This window comes from Acidovorax sp. 99 (assembly GCF_003096455.1).
GTDB classification, from domain to species: domain Bacteria; phylum Pseudomonadota; class Gammaproteobacteria; order Burkholderiales; family Burkholderiaceae_C; genus Acidovorax; species Acidovorax delafieldii.
Window position 1 is genome coordinate 3991251 of the sequence record NZ_QEKU01000001.1, and the last position, 18247, is coordinate 4009497.

At 67.2% G+C, this 18247-nt stretch carries 17 protein-coding genes; 3 read left to right on the forward strand and 14 right to left on the reverse strand.

The genetic code is table 11. The features are described 5' to 3' along the window. The first annotated feature begins 29 nt into the window (after positions 1-29). Positions 30-3185: an efflux RND transporter permease subunit gene (locus C8C95_RS18465; RefSeq protein ID WP_116749529.1), complete on the forward strand. Its 3156-nt coding sequence runs from the start codon at positions 30-32 to the stop codon at positions 3183-3185. Between the two features lie 156 nt (positions 3186-3341). Here the strand turns inward: C8C95_RS18465 and C8C95_RS18470 are convergent, their stop codons facing one another. The 6 genes from C8C95_RS18470 to C8C95_RS18500 form a co-directional block, all read right to left on the reverse strand. Beyond that, a complete protein-coding gene (locus C8C95_RS18470) occupies positions 3342-3668 on the reverse strand; it encodes a thioredoxin family protein (RefSeq protein WP_116749530.1) in 327 nt (108 codons plus the stop codon). Positions 3669-3761: 93 nt separating this feature from the next. After that, positions 3762-5117: a gephyrin-like molybdotransferase Glp gene (gene glp / locus C8C95_RS18475; protein ID WP_116749531.1), complete on the reverse strand. Its 1356-nt coding sequence runs from the start codon at positions 5115-5117 to the stop codon at positions 3762-3764. A 19-nt stretch (positions 5118-5136) separates the two neighbouring features. Next, positions 5137-5682, reverse strand: coding sequence for a GNAT family N-acetyltransferase (locus tag C8C95_RS18480; RefSeq protein WP_116749532.1), 546 nt, complete (start codon positions 5680-5682; stop codon positions 5137-5139). A gap of 16 nt (positions 5683-5698) precedes the next feature. Further along, a complete protein-coding gene (gene mobA, locus C8C95_RS18485; RefSeq protein WP_116749533.1) occupies positions 5699-6337 on the reverse strand; it encodes a molybdenum cofactor guanylyltransferase MobA in 639 nt (212 codons plus the stop codon). Positions 6338-6578: 241 nt separating this feature from the next. Beyond that, the gene (gene moaA, locus C8C95_RS18495) at positions 6579-7715 is read right to left on the reverse strand and encodes a GTP 3',8-cyclase MoaA (RefSeq protein ID WP_116749535.1); all 1137 of its coding nucleotides are present in this window, start codon (positions 7713-7715) and stop codon (positions 6579-6581) included. A gap of 47 nt (positions 7716-7762) precedes the next feature. Next, on the reverse strand, positions 7763-8182 hold the full coding sequence (locus C8C95_RS18500) for a BLUF domain-containing protein (RefSeq protein WP_116749536.1): 420 nt from the start codon (positions 8180-8182) through the stop codon (positions 7763-7765). Between the two features lie 190 nt (positions 8183-8372). On the opposite strand from C8C95_RS18500, the gene C8C95_RS18505 reads away from it, so the two are divergent. Then, entirely contained in the window at positions 8373-9236 is an 864-nt protein-coding gene (locus tag C8C95_RS18505) for a type IV pili methyl-accepting chemotaxis transducer N-terminal domain-containing protein (RefSeq protein WP_243415720.1), read from the forward strand. Between the two features lie 28 nt (positions 9237-9264). Here the strand turns inward: C8C95_RS18505 and C8C95_RS18510 are convergent, their stop codons facing one another. The 6 genes from C8C95_RS18510 to C8C95_RS18535 all read right to left on the reverse strand — a co-directional run bounded on the left by C8C95_RS18510 (position 9265) and on the right by C8C95_RS18535 (position 15092). Continuing rightward, positions 9265-9945, reverse strand: a complete 681-nt coding sequence (locus C8C95_RS18510) for a hypothetical protein (RefSeq protein ID WP_116749537.1) — start codon at positions 9943-9945, stop codon at positions 9265-9267. Continuing rightward, positions 9942-10940: a hypothetical protein gene (locus C8C95_RS18515; protein ID WP_116749538.1), complete on the reverse strand. Its 999-nt coding sequence runs from the start codon at positions 10938-10940 to the stop codon at positions 9942-9944. The genes C8C95_RS18510 and C8C95_RS18515 overlap by 4 nt, the downstream gene beginning before the upstream one ends. A 379-nt stretch (positions 10941-11319) precedes the next feature. Next, on the reverse strand, positions 11320-12081 hold the full coding sequence (locus tag C8C95_RS18520; protein WP_056067300.1) for an SDR family oxidoreductase: 762 nt from the start codon (positions 12079-12081) through the stop codon (positions 11320-11322). A gap of 56 nt (positions 12082-12137) precedes the next feature. Further along, positions 12138-12764, reverse strand: a complete 627-nt coding sequence (locus tag C8C95_RS18525; RefSeq protein WP_116750349.1) for a DUF2889 domain-containing protein — start codon at positions 12762-12764, stop codon at positions 12138-12140. A gap of 86 nt (positions 12765-12850) precedes the next feature. Then, positions 12851-14284: an aldehyde dehydrogenase family protein gene (locus C8C95_RS18530; RefSeq protein WP_116750350.1), complete on the reverse strand. Its 1434-nt coding sequence runs from the start codon at positions 14282-14284 to the stop codon at positions 12851-12853. Positions 14285-14387: 103 nt separating this feature from the next. Continuing rightward, positions 14388-15092, reverse strand: coding sequence for a Crp/Fnr family transcriptional regulator (locus tag C8C95_RS18535; protein WP_116749539.1), 705 nt, complete (start codon positions 15090-15092; stop codon positions 14388-14390). Between the two features lie 117 nt (positions 15093-15209). Between C8C95_RS18535 and C8C95_RS18540 the strand changes: the two genes are divergently transcribed. Further along, positions 15210-15746, forward strand: a complete 537-nt coding sequence (locus tag C8C95_RS18540) for an Mpo1-like protein (protein ID WP_056067306.1) — start codon at positions 15210-15212, stop codon at positions 15744-15746. Between the two features lie 41 nt (positions 15747-15787). Here the strand turns inward: C8C95_RS18540 and C8C95_RS18545 are convergent, their stop codons facing one another. Next, positions 15788-16966 (reverse strand): ABC transporter permease, encoded by a 1179-nt coding sequence (locus C8C95_RS18545; RefSeq protein WP_116749540.1) that lies wholly within the window; start codon positions 16964-16966, stop codon positions 15788-15790. Continuing rightward, entirely contained in the window at positions 16966-18138 is a 1173-nt protein-coding gene (locus C8C95_RS18550) for an ABC transporter permease (protein WP_116749541.1), read from the reverse strand. The genes C8C95_RS18545 and C8C95_RS18550 overlap by 1 nt, the downstream gene beginning before the upstream one ends. Positions 18139-18247 lie beyond the last annotated feature (109 nt).

Genomic DNA, 18247 nt, shown 5'->3' on the forward strand with positions numbered 1-18247 from the left:
TCGTCACCCTCTGATGCCTCTGGACTGCCATGCAACTCGCTGAAATCTCCATCCGCCGGCCGGTGTTTGCCACCGTGCTGTCACTGCTGGTGCTGTTGATTGGCGCGGTGAGCTTCACACGCCTGTCGGTGCGCGAATACCCCAAGATCGACGAACCCGTGGTGACCGTCAGCGTGCGGTATGCGGGCGCGTCGGCCGAGGTCATCGAATCGCAGGTGACCAAGCCGCTCGAAGACTCCATCGCCGGTATCGACGCCGTGGATGTGATCACCTCCATCAGCCGGGCCGAGCAAAGCCAGATCAGCGTGCGCTTTCGCCTGGAGAAGGACGCTGACAACGCCGCCGCTGAAGTACGCGACCGCACCGCCCGTGTGCGCAACCGCCTGCCGCTCGCGGTGGATGAGCCCGTGATTGCCAAGGTGGAGGCCGATGCATCGCCCGTGCTGTGGCTCGCCTTCAGCAGCGACACGCGCACCCCGCTGGAGGTCAACGACCTCATCAATCGCATCGTCAAGCCCCGTTTGCAGACCGTGACCGGCGTGGCCGACGTGCCGATTTACGGCGAGCGCAAATACGCCATGCGGGTGTGGCTGGACCCCGAACGCATGGCCGGTTACCGCCTGACCACGCAGGACGTGGAAGACGCCATCCGCCGCAACAACCTGGAGCTGCCCGCGGGCCGCATCGAGTCGCAACAGCGCGAGTTCAGCGTGACCTCGCAGACCGACCTGAAAACCCCAGCCCAGTTTTCCGACATCGTGATTCGCACGGTCAACGGGTTCTCGGTGCGTGTGCGCGATGTGGCGCGGGTGGAAGAAGGCCCCGCCAGCGACCGCAGCCGCGTGCGGCTCAACGGGCGCGATGCCATCTCGGTGGGCGTGATCCGCCAGGCCACGGCCAACCCGCTGGAGCTGTCCAAGGGCGTGCGCGCCATGATCCCCCTGCTCAAGGCCGACTTGCCGCCAGACATCGGCATCGACATTGCCAACGACAACTCGCTGTTCATCGACCGCTCCATCAAGAGCGTGTACTCCACCATCATTGAGGCCGTTGTGCTGGTGGCCCTGGTGATCTTTGTGTTCTTGCGCACCTTCCGGGCGTCCATCATCCCCATCATCACCATCCCGGTCAGCCTGGTGGGCAGTTTTGCGCTGATGGCACTGGCGGGCTTTTCGATCAACACGCTCACGCTGCTGGCGCTGGTGCTGGCCATTGGCCTGGTGGTGGACGACGCCATCGTGATGCTGGAGAACATCTACCGCCACATCGAAGAGGGGCTTGACCCGTTCTCGGCCGCCATCAAGGGTGCCCGTGAAATCGGCTTTGCCATCGTGGCCATGACGCTCACGCTGGTGGCGGTGTATGCGCCGCTCGCATTCACGCCAGGCCGCACGGGGCGCCTGTTTGTGGAGTTTGCACTGGCGCTGGCCGGGGCCGTGGTGGTGTCGGGCTTTGTGGCCCTGACGCTCTCGCCCATGATGTGTTCACTGCTGCTCAAGCACAACCCGAATCCCAACTGGTTTGACCGCTCCATGGAGCGTTGGCTCACGGCCCTGTCGGACGCCTATGGCCGCCTGCTGCGCTGGCTCGTCACGGCCCGCTGGGGTGGGGCGGGCGCGGGGCGCAGTGGCGTGCGGGGTGCGCTGTTCCAGGCCCGCTGGATCGTGCTGGGCGTCATGGCCCTCAGCGGCGCGGCGCTGGTGCTGGTCTTCCCCAGCATGCGGCAGGAGCTGTCGCCGCTGGAAGACCGGGGCACCATTTTGGCCAGTGTGACCGCGCCCGACGGCGCCACGCTGGACTACACCAACCGGTATGCGCTGGAGCTGGAAAAGATCGGCAACACCTACCCCGAATTCGACCGCGTGTTTGCCAACATCGGCAACCCCACGGTGGCACAGGGCAGCGTCATCTACCGCACCGTGGACTGGGAAAAGCGCGACCGCACCACGCTGGCCCTGGCCAAGGAGGTGCAGCCCAAGGTGGCGGGCCTGCCCGGCGTGAATGCTTTTCTGATCACACCGCCGTCGCTGGGCCAGGGCTTTCGCTCGCGACCCCTCACCTACGTGATCCAGACCTCGGACAGCTACGAGAACCTGAGCAAGGTGGTGGCCGCATTCATGGCCGAGATCGCGCAGAACCCCGGCATCGTGTCCCCCGACGTGGACTTGCGCCTGAACAAGCCCGAGCTGCGCATCGAAGTCAACCGTGAACGCGCCGCCGACCTGGGGGTGAGCGTGGAAGTGGTGGCCAAAGCCATCGAGACCATGCTGGGCGGCCGCACCGTCACACGTTACAAACGCGATGCCGAGCAGTACGACGTGATCGTGCAGACCGAGGCCCGGGGCCGCACCACGCCTGAAAACATCGACACCATCTATGTGCGCGGCCGCAACGACGCGATGATCCCGCTGACCAGCCTGGTCAACGTGCGCGAAAGCGTGAGCCCGCGCGAGCTGAACCACTTTGGCCAGCGCCGCTCGGCCACCATCACGGCTAACCTGTCGTCCGACTACTCGCTGGGCCAGGCCATCACCTTCATGAACGAGACGGCGGCCAAGGTGCTCAAGCCCGGCTACACCACCGACCTGAACGACACCTCGCGGGAGTTCAAGAACTCGCAAGGCGCGCTGGGCGTGGTGTTTGTGCTGGCGCTGGTGTTCATCTTCCTGGTGCTTGCCGCGCAGTTCGAAAGCTTCATCGACCCGCTGGTCATCATGGTGTCGGTGCCGCTGTCGATGATCGGTGCGCTGCTGGCGCTCAAGTGGAGCGGCGGCTCGCTCAACGTCTATTCGCAGATCGGGCTGATCACGCTGGTGGGCCTGATCACCAAACACGGCATCCTGATCGTGGAGTTCACCAACCAGCTGCGCGAAGAGGGCATGGAGATGGTGGACGCGCTGGTCAAGGCCTCGGCCCAGCGACTGCGCCCCATCCTGATGACCACGGGGGCCATGGTGCTGGGTGCCATTCCTCTGGCTTTGGCCACTGGTGCTGGTGCCGAAACGCGCACCCAGATCGGCTGGGTGATTGTGGGCGGCATGTCGCTGGGCACGCTGCTCACCATTTTTGTGGTGCCCACCATGTACACGCTGTTTGCCCGCAAGGCGGTGCCGGGGGCCAACACAGCGGTGGCCGTGGATCAGCCGGCCCACCCGCTGCACCCGCACGACTATGTGGCCAAGTAGACTTCAGTGGGAGTGCAAAGCGAGCTGCCAAAACAGCAAAAGCAAAGCAAGACAAGACAAGAAAGGGCCCGGCAGGGCCCTTTCTGCTTTCTGCTTTCTGTTGTGCAGTGCCAGCGTGAGGACGGTCTGGGTCCAGCGGGTTGCAGTGCGGGTGGCTTAGGCCAGCACCGCCTGCACCGCGTCCTGCAATTCCTGGCCGCTCTGCGGGCGCACCAGGCGTGCCACCTCCTTGCCGTCCTTCATAAAGACCAGTGTCGGCCACAGCTTCACGCCGAACGTTCGGCCCAGGCGCTGGCCAGGGCCGTCTTCCACCTTGACGTGGGCAATGTCCGCGCGGTCCCTCAGGGCGGTTTCGATCAATGGCTGAGCGCGCTGGCAGTGGCCGCACCAGGGGGTACCGAACTCGACCACTGTGGCGCCGGGCAGGCGGTCCACATCGTCTCGGGATGGGGGGGGGGCAAGGTGTTGGGCGGCGTAGGGCATGGCGCGATACGTTGTCTGGGATTGTTGTGCAAGGCGGTTTTCAGGTGAATCCGGCGGCAGATGACATGCACCGGCCTGCTGCGCATTACCGTGTCAGATCACGCCCTCAAACACCATCACATCCACGGCGTCGCCTACCGCCACATTGCCCTGCCCGTGGTGCAACACGATGAGCCCGTTGGCCTGCACCATGGAGCTGAGCACGCCCGAGCCCTGGTTGCCGGTGGTGCGTACCTGCAGCGTGCCGTCGGCGGCAGTGGTGACCAGGCCACGCTGGTATTCGGTGCGGCCGGGCTTCTTGCGCATGGGCTCGGTGCTGATGGCGCGCAGCAGCGGGGGCGCCGCGCGGGTGCTGCCCATCATGCGCAGCAGGGCGGGGCGCACAAAGGCGAGAAAGGTCACCATCACCGCCACGGGGTTGCCGGGCAGCCCAAACAGTACAGCGCCACCGGTGGGTGCGTTGATATTATTGTGATAGCTGCCGGCGCATGATGCACTAGCGCTTGAGGTCGAAACAGCTTGACTTTCTGCGTTGCCGATGCGCCCCACGGCCATGGGCCGGCCGGGGCGCATGGCGATGCGCCAGAAGGCCACGTCGCCCAGCTTTTTCATCATGGTGCGGGTGTGGTCGGCCTCGCCCACACTCACGCCGCCGCTGGTGATGATGGCGTCGGCCTGCTGGGCCGCCTGGCGAAAGGCAGCTTCGAGCAGTGCAGGCTCGTCACGCACCACGCCCAGGTCAATCACCTCCACCCCCATGCGCGTGAGCAGGCCGAACACGGTGTAGCGGTTGCTGTCGTACACGGCGCCTTCGCGGGGAGCCTCGCCCAGGCTCAGGATCTCGTCGCCGGTGGAAAAGTACGCCACCCGCAGTCGACGGACCACCGTGACGGTGGGCAGGCCCAGGCTGGCCACCAGGCCCAGGGCGGCGGGCGTCAGCAACTCGCCACGGGCCAGGGCCACGCGGCCTTCCATGATGTCCTCGCCCTTGAAGCGGCGGTTGTCTCCGGCGCGCAGCACATCGGCTGCGATGGTCACGTGGCCGTCGGCAGCGGTGGTGGTGAACTCCTGCGGCACCACGGTGTCCAGCCCGGTGGGCATGATGGCGCCGGTCATGATCTTCACGCATTCGCCCGCAGCCACCGTGCCTGCCCAGGCCTTGCCCGCCAGGGCGGTGCCCACCACGCGCAGGGTGAGCGGCTGCCCAGCCGCCAGTTGCGCGCCCGCAAAAGCGTAGCCGTCCATGGCCGAGTTGTCGTGGGGCGGCACGCTGACGGGCGAGATCACATCCTGCGCCAGCACGCGGCCCAGCGCGCTGAACAGCGGCAGCACTTCGGTGGCGGTGACGGGCTCAACCAGCCGGTCTAGAAACTGGTTCACATCGGCGGCGCTCAGGGCCTGCGGGTCGTAGCCTTGCAACTCGGCGGCAATCTGGGCAATGGTTTTCATGGGTGGGATTCGCTTGAAGTCAGTGGGAGAGCAGCCGTACCATGTGCAGCTTGTCGTAGCCCACGCCATCCACCACGATGGCGTTGGGCAGCAGGCCCCAGGGGCGGAACCCGGCCTGCTCGTACAGGCGCACCACGTGCTGGTTGGACGCGGTGACGGTGAGCACCAGTTGGGTCAGCCCCGACACCTGGCTGGCGGCCTGCACGCAGGCCTCCACCAGCATCCGGCCAACGCCCCGGCGCTGCGCAGCAGGCGACACCATCATGCCGACCACCACCGCGCAGTGGCGCTGTTTGGTGCGTTGCTCGCGCTCGCAGCCCAGGCAGCCGAGCAGCTGGCCCGCCGTGTCGAAGGCGCCCAGGAAAAACTGGCCGGACTCCAGCGCGCCGAAACGCGCCACGTACTCGCTGGCATCGCGGCCCACGGAGGATTCGTAGTCCGAGGTGAAGGCATCCGGCGCTGTGCGCAGTGCCTCGTCCCGCAAAGCCTTGTAGGCCAATGCGTCTGCGGCAACCAGGGGGCGGATCTGCACCGCGCCAGCGTCCACCGGGGGGCGACTGTTCATGGGGTTGGCGCGCGGGTCAGGCCTGGGGCGCGCTGCTGTTTTCCAGCGCGTGCAGCTCGGCCAGCGTGTTGGCGTTGAAAAAGGCCTGGGGGTTGTCGCCCGGCCGGTCGAACGGCACGATGGCGCAGCGGTGCTGGCCGGTCCACGCGTCGATCTTGCGGCCACCGGCCTGGGTGAAGGCGACCAGGCTTTCCAGCAGGTCCACGCGCAGCAGGCAGAACACCGGCTGCGGGCGCACGGTGATCTGGCCCTTGCCGTCGTCTTCCGGGGCTGCGGCCATGGCAATGTCGGCGCCCTCGGCGTCTGCCGCTGCCGCCAGGCGCTGGGCGAGGTCCAGCGGAAACAGCGGCGTGTCGCAGGGCACCGTGAGCAGCCAGGGGGTTTCGCAGCGCTCCAGCCCGGTCAGAAAGCCTGCCAGGGGCCCGGCGTAGTCGCTCAGCACGTCCGGCCACACCGGCGTGCCAAAGGCCTCGTAGGCCGCCAGATTGCGGTTGGCATTGACCATGGTGGCACCGGTCTGCATCTGTAGCCGCATCAGCGTGTGCAAGGCCAGCGGCAGGCCGCGAAAGTTCTGCAGGCCTTTGTCCACCCCGCCCATGCGGGAGCCGCGGCCCCCTGCGAGGACCAGGCCGGTAATGTCTTGCTGATTGATCAATTGAAATCCTGTGGGCAATGGGTCGTGTGCTGGATAGCCGGCGCTGTGCATGAGCGCAACGCTTTTTCGACAGAGCTGCTAGTGTGCTGTGCCGCAAATAGCTGCACGAAATGAAATCGATGGCATCGCGCCCAGGGCAAGGCGCAAACCGCAGTGATAGCCGTAGCTATCGCGAGGATTTGCAACGCAGCCTTGGGGGTGAGGACGCGATTTCATGTGCAGTTATTTGCGGGACAGCACACTAGCCCCCGATGTAGCTCATCTCAACGCGGCGCGCGCCCTGGCCGGTGTCGGCGGGCAGGCTGCTGCGCAGCTCCGAATAGCGGTCGTTGCGTTGCTGCCAGATGGGGGCGATGGCCGAGGCAATGTCAGCATCGCTTGCGCCGCCGCGCAGCAGGCTGCGCAGGTCGTAGCCCTGGCTGGCAAACAGGCACAGGTAGAGCTTGCCCTCGGTGGACAGGCGCGCGCGGTTGCAGTCGTGGCAGAAGGCCTGTGTCACGCTGCTGATCACGCCGACCTCGCCCAGTGCGGGATCGTGCTGGCCCTGCGCATCGGCATAGCCCCAGCGCTCGGCGGTTTCGCCGGGGCTGCTCGGGTCCAGCGGCACCAGCGGCAGTTCGGCGCGCAGGCGTTCGATGAGTTCGGCCGATGGCAGCACCTCGTCCATGCGCCAGCCGTTGGTGGCGCCCACGTCCATGTATTCGATGAAGCGCAGGGTGGTGCCTGTGCCGCGAAAGTGCCGCGCCATGGGCAAGATCTCGTGGTCGTTGGTGCCGCGCTTGACCACCATGTTGACCTTGATGTGCGACAGGCCCGCCGCATGCGCGGCCTCGATGCCGGCCAGCACATCGGCCACCGGAAAGTCCACATCGTTCATGCGGCGAAAGATGGTGTCGTCCAGGCCGTCCAGGCTCACCGTCACGCGGTTCAGGCCCGCGTCCTTCAGGGCCTGGGCCTTGCGTGCGAGCAATGAACCGTTGGTGGTGAGCGTGAGGTCGGGCGCCACGCCGTCCACGGTGCGCAGCTGGGCCAGTTGCGCCACCAAGTCTTCGAGGTTCTTGCGCAGCAGGGGCTCGCCGCCGGTCAGGCGGATCTTGCGCACGCCGTGCGCCAGAAACAGCCGCGCCAGCCGCGTGATTTCTTCAAAGCTCAGCAGCGCCCCGTGCGGCAGGTAGGGGTAGTCCTTGTCGAACACTTCCTTGGGCATGCAGTAGTTGCAGCGGAAGTTGCAGCGGTCCGTCACGCTGATGCGCAGGTCGCGCAGCGGGCGGCCCCGCGTGTCGGTGAGTTGGCCCGTGGGGCTCACCAGCCGCGCTGGCACCGTGGCTGCCAGCGCGGCCAGGCGCTCATCGACCAGCGGAATCACGCGTTCAGACATGGGTGGGCTCGTTCAGCAGGACGGGAGGGCACATGCCCCGCATTTTCTCACTCCAGCCAGCGCACGTTCTGCAGGATCTCGTCAAAGAAGCTGCGCAGCGTCAAGGTGTTCATGCTGAACGGGTCGAAATCGGGGGTGCTGGAGTATTTGAGGAACAGCTGGCGGTTGGCGTCCAACGAGCCCAGAAGCCCCATGGACCAGCTGGTAAACCGGCGGTGCGGGATCTCGCCAAAGTCCAGCACGGCCGTGTCCTTGTGGCGCGTGTCCTTGAGCAGGCGGTGGTACAGCGCGTTGACGGCAGCACGGTCGCCTTCGAGCTGCTGCAAGAAGATGCCGTTGTTCAGGCACAGCGCGCCGGTGATGCCCGCGCGGGCATTGTTGCGCTGCGAGGCGCTCAAGATGTCCTTGATGTCCGCAGGGCCGAGCACGCGGGAGGTGCGGCTGGCGTAGGTCAGTTGTATCAACATGTTCGTCTCCTGAGCGGCGCAGTGTGTCAGGTTTGACGGGTGCCTGTAGGCCCTGCTGCGAATGACCTTGAAGGCGGATTTGTTGCTGCAGCGCAAACGATTGCGGCGGATGGCGGGGCGCTTTGATCTGGCGCAGGGCATGGAAATGCTGCGTCGCAACAATGCAGGCATCCGATTTCAAAGGGTTCCCATGCCAGTTCGCGAGGTATTGAACAGGTTCTCCGCCGACGCCATGCCCTGTCAGCGCCGCGTGGCGGTTCAGTGGGTGGCGGCAGGCATCCTGCTGCCCACCTGGGCGATTGTGGCCGGTGGGGCCCAGGCACAGATGGGGTTGTCCGGTGCCATCAACTATGCGGGCTGGTTCCGTGCGTTGTCGCAACGCATGGCCAAGGCCTATTGCCAGCAGTACCTGCAGGTGCTGCCCGGCGCGGCGGTGGATGTGATGGGGCTGGCCCGCAAGATGGCGCAGTCGGGCAGCAACGAGCTGGCCCGGGGCATGCAGTCAGGGCAATGGCCTGCCGATGTGGGGCGCCAGCTGGAAGAAGTGCAAAAGCAGTTTGCGCTGCTCAACCAGCTGACTGCAGCGCCCGCTACCCAGACCGCCCTGGTCGTTGCGGCCTCCGAGCAGGCGGACCGCACGCTGCTGGTGGCCCAGGCTGTGACCGAGTCCATCGAGAAGATGGCACAGGCCCCCAGCGCCCGCCTGGTCAACCTGGCGGGCCGCCAGCGCATGCTGTCGCAGCGCCTGGCCAAAAACTATTTCTTGAGTGCTGCCAAGGTGGAGTCGAAGGTGGTGCACGCGCAGCTGGTGGCCGATGCGGCCGACTTCCGGCAGGCGCTGCAGACGCTCAAGGCCGCACCCGTGTCCACGCCTGCCATCCGCAGCGAGCTGGAGCTGGCCGACTCGCAGTGGCTGTTCTTCGACTCCGCCCTGCGCCGACCGGCCGATGACGCAGGGCTCAGTGCCGTGGCGACCACCAGCGAACGCCTGCTGGGCGTGATGGACAAGCTCACCAGCCTCTACGAGGCCGCCCTGCGCGAGGTGCTGGGCTGAGCCGCACCGCACGGCTGGGCGCATCCGGTCAGTCGCCGCCACAGGCGGCAGGCAGCGTGAATTCCGCCAAACGGCAATCGCGTCCCACCAGCACCAGCCGCGTATCCAGCGCGTCGAAAAATCCCGGCGGCGGTGGCAGCGGCAAGTGCTGCACGCGCTTGTGCGCGTCGATGCGGACCGCTGCCAGCTCATAGGCGCGCGCCAGGGCCATCCACAGGCCGTGCGCGCCGGCAGACTGGCGTGCGCCAGTCATGAGGCTGCGGCCAGAGTCCAGCCACCAGCGGTAGATGGCGGTGGCAATGCCCATGCGCCGGTAGCCGTGCGCTACCTTGGTGTGGGGTGCGCGCAGGTGGCGGTCGGTGCGGCGGTCCACCTCCACCAGACGGTTGAACACGGTGTAGGCCACGATGCGGTTGCGCAGCGGGTCGATGGCGTACACAAAATATTCGCCATCGGCCTCGCGCAGGCGGAACACCAGCCCGCGCAGATGCAGGGGCAGTGGCTGCATCGCGTCGCGCGTGCGGTGGTTGGTGCGGATGCGGTCGTACAGGGCATCGAACTCGCGCTGGATGTCGCGGCCCGACAGGTCCACGTCGATGCGCAGCTCGGTCAGCCACTGGGCCCAGCGGCCCCGCAGGCCTGGGCTGGACTGCGCTTTGGTGGCCGTGGCATGGCCTGGCAGGTGCAGGCAGAAGGTGTTGGCCGTCATGGCGTGCTCCCCGGGCCGCCTGCCCAGCAGCCGCTCAGTAGGCGCGCGGGGTGTTCGCGGGCGCTGACCTGGGCGCTGTGGGGCCAGTCGGGCAAGGGCACATCCAGGCCCGCATACACGCCATAGGCTTCGCCCGCGGCAATCGTGTCGCCCGCCCACAGGCTCTCTCCCGCACGGATGGCCCCGCTGGCGTGGATATGCCCACCGGCCCGCACCCCCCAGCCCACCTGCAGGTGGCCCTTGCAGTCCACATCGCCCATCACCCACAGGCCCCGGGCCGCCTGCAGGGCCGCGCCGGCATGCAGGTGGCCGCCCACCTTGAGGCCGCCTTCGCAGCCCAGGTCGTCCGCCACGCGCAGATCCTGGGCCACCCGGCAGTGGCCGCCGATCTGGACGGCGGCGCCGCAGTCCAGCTCCCCGCCCACGCGCAGGCTGCCCGTGCATTGCAGCCGCTGAGCCACGGTCAGCGACCAGCCCGCGCGCACATCGCCCTGCAGCCGCGCGCTGCCCTCGCAGCGCACCGCGCCTGCCACGCGCAGGTCTTCGCCCACGCGCAGTGCACCACCCACCCGCAGGCCGCCCAGCACGCTCAGGCTGCGGCCCGTGCGCAGCACACCTTCTACGTCGGCATGGCCCCGGCAGCGCACGCTGCCGGCAAACACCAGCGCGTCTGCCTCCAGGTGGTCCACCTCCAGCACATCGTTGGTGGGGCCGAACTGGTCCAGCATCCAGCACGCGTCTTCCACCCGGCCCTCGCGCACGAGGTCGTCCAGCAGCGCCTGGTAGTTGCTGGCGCCTTCCTGGCGGCGCAGGTACCAGCGGTACCCGTCGGCGCAGGGCTGCTTGGCACGGATGAACTGGCGGGTGATGTCGGCGGCGGCTGCGTGGGCCACGGCCTGATCGACAGCACCGTCGCGCGCGAGCGCAGGGGCAGCAAGTGGGTGCGCGGGCGCGCACGGGGCGAGCGAAATCTCGCCCGAAGGAAACGGGGGCATGGACACTCCTGACGTCCGCGCCCCGGCCGTGGCCAAGGCGCAAGCTGGCGCTGGGCGTGGGGCCCGGCGACAAGAGGTGCGCGAAAAGAATGCGGAGGGGAGGGGGTGTCGCCGGGCTCAGGAATCTGCAGCGAGGGTGCAGAGAGCGCGGTCACCGGCCTGGAGCGTGGCCTGCGAGCGCGCGGCACGGCGCAGCGGCGCGGTCGCGCTGGCGGCTGTGGCGGGAGAGTGGCTCGCAAACATCGGGCGCACTATAGGCAGCAGGGCCTGCACCGTCAAATTAATCCGCACTGCCCCAGTGCGGATTGGGCCGCTCAAAAAGGTGCGTGGTGGCTGCTTCACAGAGCATGCCGCGACGCCTGTTTGTTTGCTTGCTGACTTAAACGCAGCGCCCGCCATCCACCTCAATGCACACGCCGCTGATGAACGACGCCTCTTCGCTCGCCAGGTACAGCGCGGCGTTGGCCACGTCCAGCGCGGTGGAGAAGCGGCCCAACGGAATGGTGGCCAGAAACTTGGCGCGGCGCGCATCGTCCACCGGGCCGCCCGCAAACTCGGCGGCCAGGCCCGTGTCGGGGTTGAACACGGGGTTGATGCAGTTCACGCGGATGTTGTCCGGGCCCAGCTCAGCGGCCATGGACTTGCTCGTGATGATGACGGCGCCCTTGGAGCCGTTGTACCAGGTCAGGCCTGGGCGGGGGCGCAGCCCGGCGGTGGAGGCGATGTTGATGATGCTGCCGCCACCCGCCTGGCGCAGTGCGGGCACGGCGTGGATGGCGCTCAGGTAGATGCTCTTCATGTTGATGGCATAGACCTTGTCGAACTCGTCCTCGCTCACTTCGAGCATGGGGCGGTTGCGGTGCGTCCAGCCTGCGTTGTTCACCACCACGTCCAGGCGGCCGTACAGGCGCACGGCTTCGTCGACCATCGCCTTCACTTCGGCGGATTTCGTCACGTCGGCCTTGAAGAACGCGGCGGTGCCGCCGGCGGCCGTGATCTCGGCCACCACACGCTGGCCTCCCACCTCATTGATGTCGTTGACGATGACCTTGCCGCCTTCAGCGGCCAGGCGCTTGGCGATGCCTTCGCCAATGCCGTTGCCAGCGCCGGTGACGATGATGGATTTGTTCTGCACACGCATGGGTGTCTCCGATGGGTTGTGGTGATATATCAAAATTGATAGCTACCAGCGCATATTCAGCTAGCGCTAGTGCCCGATGGGGCTGAAATTTCAGTGGCCGAAGCTGTATCGGCCGCAGGGGCTGCCGGGGCGGGTGCCTTGGGCTCCCGGCCATAGAACTGCGGAAAGAACTCTTTGACGCCATTGCCGTTGAAGTCCCACCCCGTGCACTGGCCCAGATGGCGTGGCGGCTCGTCGGGGTGGCTGGCAGCAAACACGGCAGGCACCGACTGGAATGCTGCCGTGGCCAGGTTGAACAGCAGTTCGCGCAGGTGCGTGCAGCTTTCCACGCCGCCCAGGTGTTTCTGGATGGCCTGGCGCCAGCCGCGTGCCATGCTGCAGCCCACCATGCGCTGCAGCGCTGCCTGGGCCTCGGTGCAGCCCTTGAGCGGGTGTGAATCCATGGACACATCCACCGCCTGCACCACCAGCTGGCGGTTCACGGTCACGCGCAGCCACATGTGGTGGATGGCTTCGCCTGCCAGGCGCGTGCGCGTCGGGTCGCGGTGCGAGGGGGCGTCGTAGGCCTTGCTGTCGTGTAGCTCGCCTTCGATGTCCCACAGGCCATCGTCGCGTTCAAAGCCCTGGTAGTTCACCCGGCGGACATGCTTCAGGGTGCGAGGGGCGGGGGGGCTCAGGGGCATGGGGAAGAAAATCGTCGTACAGAAGCAGCCGAGGTTAGCGGGGCCTGCCCATGCCGTCGCGCGCGGGCGGGACACCTTGTGGTGCTTCAACCGTACTTGATGGCGACGGTCTTCAAGGTGGTGAAGCCGTACAGCGCCTCAAAGCCCTTTTCGCGCCCATAGCCGCTGGATTTGACGCCGCCAAACGGCAGCTCCACACCGCCGGCCGCGCCGTAGTTGTTGATGAACACCTGCCCGCTGTGCACACGCTTGGCCATGCGGAACTGGCGCGCACCATCGCGCGTCCAGATGCCGGCCACCAGGCCGAACTGCGTGGCGTTGGCCAGCTCCACCGCGTGGTCCTCGTCCTGGAAGGCCATGGCCGACAGCACGGGGCCGAAGACTTCTTCCTGCGCCAGGCGGTGGCCCACGGGTACATCGCGCAGCAAGGTGGGGGCTTGGTAGTAGCCGGTCTCGGGCGCGTCGTCCACCACCACGCCCTGGGCCACCATGGGGATGCCGGCCACTTGCGCGTCCGATAAAAAGTCCCACACGCGCTGCTGCTGCGTCTGGCGGATCAGCGGGCCCACGTCCAGGTCCATGGCAGCGGGGCCGACGCGCAGCTTTTCAAACGCCTTGCCCAGGCGCTCCAGCAGGGGTTCATAAATCAGCGAGTCGATCAGCACGCGCGAACCGGCCGAGCAGGTCTGCCCCGCGTTCTGCACGATGGCGTTGATGACCACGGGGATGGCGGCGTCCAGGTCGGCGTCGGCAAAGATGATCTGCGGGCTCTTGCCGCCCAGCTCCAGCGTCACGGGGCAGTGGCGCTCGGCAGCCACCTGCTGGATCAGCGTGCCGATCTTGGGGCTGCCGGTGAAGCTGATGTGGTCGATGCCGGGATGGCGCGCCAGCGCGTCGCCCACCTCGTGGCCGTAGCCGGTGACGATGTTGAGCGCCCCTGCAGGAAAGCCAACCTCCGCTGCCAGCTGCGCCACGCGGATCAGCGAGAGGCAGGCGTCTTCGGCTGGCTTGACCACGCACACATTGCCCGCCGCCAGGGCGCCGCCCACGCTGCGGCCAAAGATCTGCATGGGGTAGTTCCAGGGGATCACGTGGCCCGTGACGCCGTGGGGCTCGCGCCAGGTCAGCACGCTGTAGCCGTCGGGGTAGGGGATGGTCTCGCCGTGGAACTTGTCGCACGCACCGGCGTAGAACTCGAAGTAGCGGGCCAGCGCAATGGCGTCGGCGCGTGCTTGCTTGGTGGGCTTGCCGCAGTCGCGCTGCTCCAGCGCCGTCAGCTCGTCCGCGTGCTCCAGGATCTTGGCCGAAAGCTTTTGGAGCAGGCGGCCGCGCTCCACCGGGGCCAGCTTCTGCCACACCGCGTGGTAGCACTGGCGGGCTGCATGCACCGCCGCGTCGATGTCGTCGGCGTTGCTGCGCTGGATCTCGTCGAAGGGCTGGCCGTCGGACGGGTCGATCACGGGGATCGTGCGGCCCGAAGACGAGGGCACCGAGGCGTTGGCGATGTAGTTCAGTTGCATGGCCGCCATTTTGCCCGGAAATGGAATGTGTGCTTAGTATTTGTGTGAAAACACGCTGATGTGCTAGTGCAATATGCCTTGGTTGCTATCGATTTAATAGTAATCAGGCGCAGGCATCCCGCAGGCCGGCCAGGTCCAGAATCTCCACCTCGCCGCGCTGCACGCGCACCAGGCGGCGCGACTCCAGGTCCTTGAGGATCTGGTTGGTGGTCTGGCGCGAGATCGCCAGCATCAGCGACAGCTGCTCTTGCGAGATCTCGATCACGCGGCGCGACTGCCCCTCTGCCGTCCACTGGCCGTAGCCCTCGGCCATCATCACCAGGCGCCGCGCCAGACGCTGCGGGGCGGGCAGCAGGGCCAGCTCTTCCATCGCAACAAAGGCCGAGCGCAGCTTGTCGGTCATCAACAAGGCCAGCGCATGCCAGTGCTGCGGGTGGGCCTGCAGCCAGTGCTGCAGCCGCTCGTGCGGGATGTGCACCAGGGTGGTGGGTTCGGTGGCCTGCGCATCGTGGGTGCGGGCCGAGTTGTCAAACACCGAAATCTCGCCAAACCAGTGTGGCGGCTCCAGGCGGATCAGCAGCGCTGCACGCGCCTCGTCGGCCCGCCCCCCGGTGCCCGAGATGCTGACCGCGCCGCGCACCACGGCATACAGGCCACAGGGCGCATCGCCGCGCCGGAACAGCACCTCGCCCGTCGGCAGATGGCGCAACTGCGCCATGGCAATCAGCGGCTGGGAAAAGTCGGGCGGCAGGTGGGCAAACCAGCGGCCAGACTGGAGGACAGGCAGGTAGGCGGAAGGGGTGGACATGGGATGCGATTGAACGGGGCAGGAGTGCGCGGCGGCTTTTTGTCGTCTGCACGACAGACGCTGGCGCGGCCTGAGAGCGAGTATTGATGCTGCGCAAAACACATGCTGGAGACACCCATGAAAACCCTGATCGACCACCTCTCCCAATACGCCGACTACCACCGCGACCCGCGCAACATCCACACCCATTTTGTGGGCGTGCCCATGATCATGTTCGCGGTCGTCATCCTGCTGTCGCGCCCGACATGGATGGTGGGTGCGCTGCCGCTAAGCCCGGCGCTGCTGGCAGCGCTGGTGGCCAGTGTTTTCTACTTCCGACTGGACATGCGTTTTGGCCTGGCCATGGCCGCGCTGCTGGCCGCCATGCTGGTGGGCGGGCAATGGGTGGCGGCACAGACCCTGGCCGTCTGGCTCGCCACGGGCATCGGCCTGTTTGCCGTGGGCTGGGTGATCCAGTTCGTGGGCCACTACTACGAAGGCCGCAAGCCCGCTTTTGTGGACGACCTGGTGGGCCTGATCGTGGGCCCGCTGTTTGTGGTGGCCGAGTGGGCGTTTGCACTGGGTCTGCGCAAGGAGGTGCAGGCGGCAGTGGAAGAGCGCAGCGGCCCGGTGCGCTTGCGTACCGGGCAACAGGCTGCTGCCCACCCTCAGTAAGCTCTGCGCTCGCGCTCCGCCGCGTTTGCTGCTTGTGCTGCTTAGGCACCAGGGCGCAAAGTGCTTGAGGGCCTCGCAAGGGCCAGCACGGCCCCTGCGCACACCGCACCCAGCGCCACCAGCGCACACAGGTAAGGCAGCGCGGCGGACAGCGGCGCGCCCAGCTGGTTGAGCCGCAGCGACGCCTGCACGCCCGAGGTGCTGGGCAGCAGCCAGCGCAGCCACTGCAGCGGCTCGGGCAGCGCCTCCACCGGCCACGAGAAGCCTGCGACGAACGCGATGGGCAGTGTGGTGAACAGCAGCACCTGCAGCGCGCGTTCACGGTTGCCAAACCACAGCCCTAACAACACACCCAGCGCAGCGATGGCCGGGATGTAGCAGGCCAGCAGCGCCAGTGCGCCCAGCGGGTTGCCGCCGCGCGGGTAGTCGTGCAGCACAAAGATCCAGCCAAAGTAGAAGAGGCCGCTGGCCCAGCCCAGCGTGCACAGCGCCAGCAGGCGGCCCAGCCAGGTGGTGGCGCGGGCACGGTGCTGGCCGCTTTCCACCCAGGTGCCGGTGAGCATCGCAGCGCCCATCAGCAAGGTCTGCTGCAGGATGAGTAGCGCCACGGCGGGCACCACAAAGCTGCCGTAGCCTTCGGTGGGGTTGAACAGCGCCACCATCTGCAGCTGCACCGGCGCGCGGCTGGCGCGGGCCTGCGGGGCGCTCTGGCCGCTGGCCTGCAGCTTGCGGATCTCGACCCCGGCAGACACCGTTCCGACGGCTTCCGCAAAGCCGTATTGCACGGCCTTGTTGAGCAGCGCATAGGCGCCGTTGGCCTCGATGCTGACCACGGCGTTTTCGCCGCGCACCACGCTGCGCTTGAGCCCGGCAGGGATCACCGCGTAGCCTTCGATCTCTCCGCGCCACAGGGCCTCCTGCGCCTCGCGTTCGCTGGCGGCGACAAAACGCACTTCAATGCGGGGGTCGGCATCGGCAAAGCGGGTGATCTGGCGCGACAGGCTGGTGTGGTCCCTATCCACCACGGCCACAGGCACGCGGGTCAGCACCTCGTCGGCATAGAACCAGGGGTAGAAAAAACCGTAGAGCACGGGCGCTCCTACCAACAGCAGCAGCACGCCCTTGTCGCGCACCACGGTGGCCAGTGCTTGCAGCCAGGCGCCCAGCAGGCCCTGGTGGGGTGGCGTGGTCACCGGCATGGGTTGCATCGGTGTGTTCATCAGCGGCCTCCCCAGGTGTCTGGGCGCTTGTGCGCCAGCGTGAGCGCGGTGGCGCCTATCAGCCACAGCGCGGTGGTGGCGATGGTCAGCGCCACCATCGTCGAGACGCTGGTAGCCACCGGTGCGCCCATTTGCAACTGCTCGATCTGCAGACGGATGTAGTGGGTGAACGGCATGGCTTCGGCCCACGCGCGTGCGCTGCCGGGCATGCCCGCAAGGGGAAACGCCACGCCGCTGAACGCAAACGCCGGGGCTGCAAAAAAGCCCGCACCCGACAGTGCGGTGCGCAGCGACCGCGTGATGCCTGCCAGCGCAGCGCCTGCGGTGATCGACACCGCTATCAGCAGCGCCAGCGCCGCAGCCACCCACCACAGGTTGCCCGGCGGGTGCCAGCCCCGGCCCCAGGTGATGCCCACCAGCGCCAGCAGGCCCACCAGCGTGAGTGTTACCCAGGGCACGGCGAGCTTGCCGACCAGCGCGCCTGCAGTGCGCACCCAGCCCCCTGCGCCCAGCCACTCGCCCAGCGTGCGGTCGCGCAGCTCGCGGCCCACCGTCCAGGCACCGGCCGTCATGGCCAGGATGTGCAGCAGGGCGGGGATCAGCGCCGCGCCCAGAAATTGCTCGTAGTTGCTGGACACATTGAACAGCGCCACCATCTGCGTGTGGATGGGCTCCATGCTCACGTGCACGGCCTGGGCGCTTTCGCCGCGCTTGTTGCGCGCGGCCATCTCGATACCCGCCGACAAGGTGCCCACGGCCGTGCGCACATCGCGCTGCAGCAGGCCCGAGTGGGTGGACATCTGCGCGTTGTGCAGCAGCGTGACCTGCGCTGCGCGGCCTTCCTTCACGGTGCGCGCAAAGTCGCGCGGGATGGAGACCACGGCGTACACGTCCACCGCGCGCAGCGCGCGTTCGGCCTCTGCCGCGTTGGTGAAGTGCTGGGTGATCTGCACGCCCGGTGTGGCGTCCAGCATGCGCACCAGCTGGCGCGACAGGCTGGAGTGGTCGTCATCCACCACGCCCACCGCCAGGTGGCGCGGCAGGCCGGCCGAGAAGATCCACCACAGCAGCGCCACGCCCAGCAGCGGCACCCAGGTGACCATGGCCAGGTCCCACGGATCGGCCGCTAGGCGGCGGGCTTCGCGGCGAAGGCTGTTTGCTATTGAATTCATAGCTTTTTGCGCTTGTAAGAGAAGCGCTGGCGGCACTTTCTTGGATCGGTTTTCCATCGCGCTCCACTCCCGTCGCGGAATTCGGAACAGGCGCGGCCCGGCGAGGGCA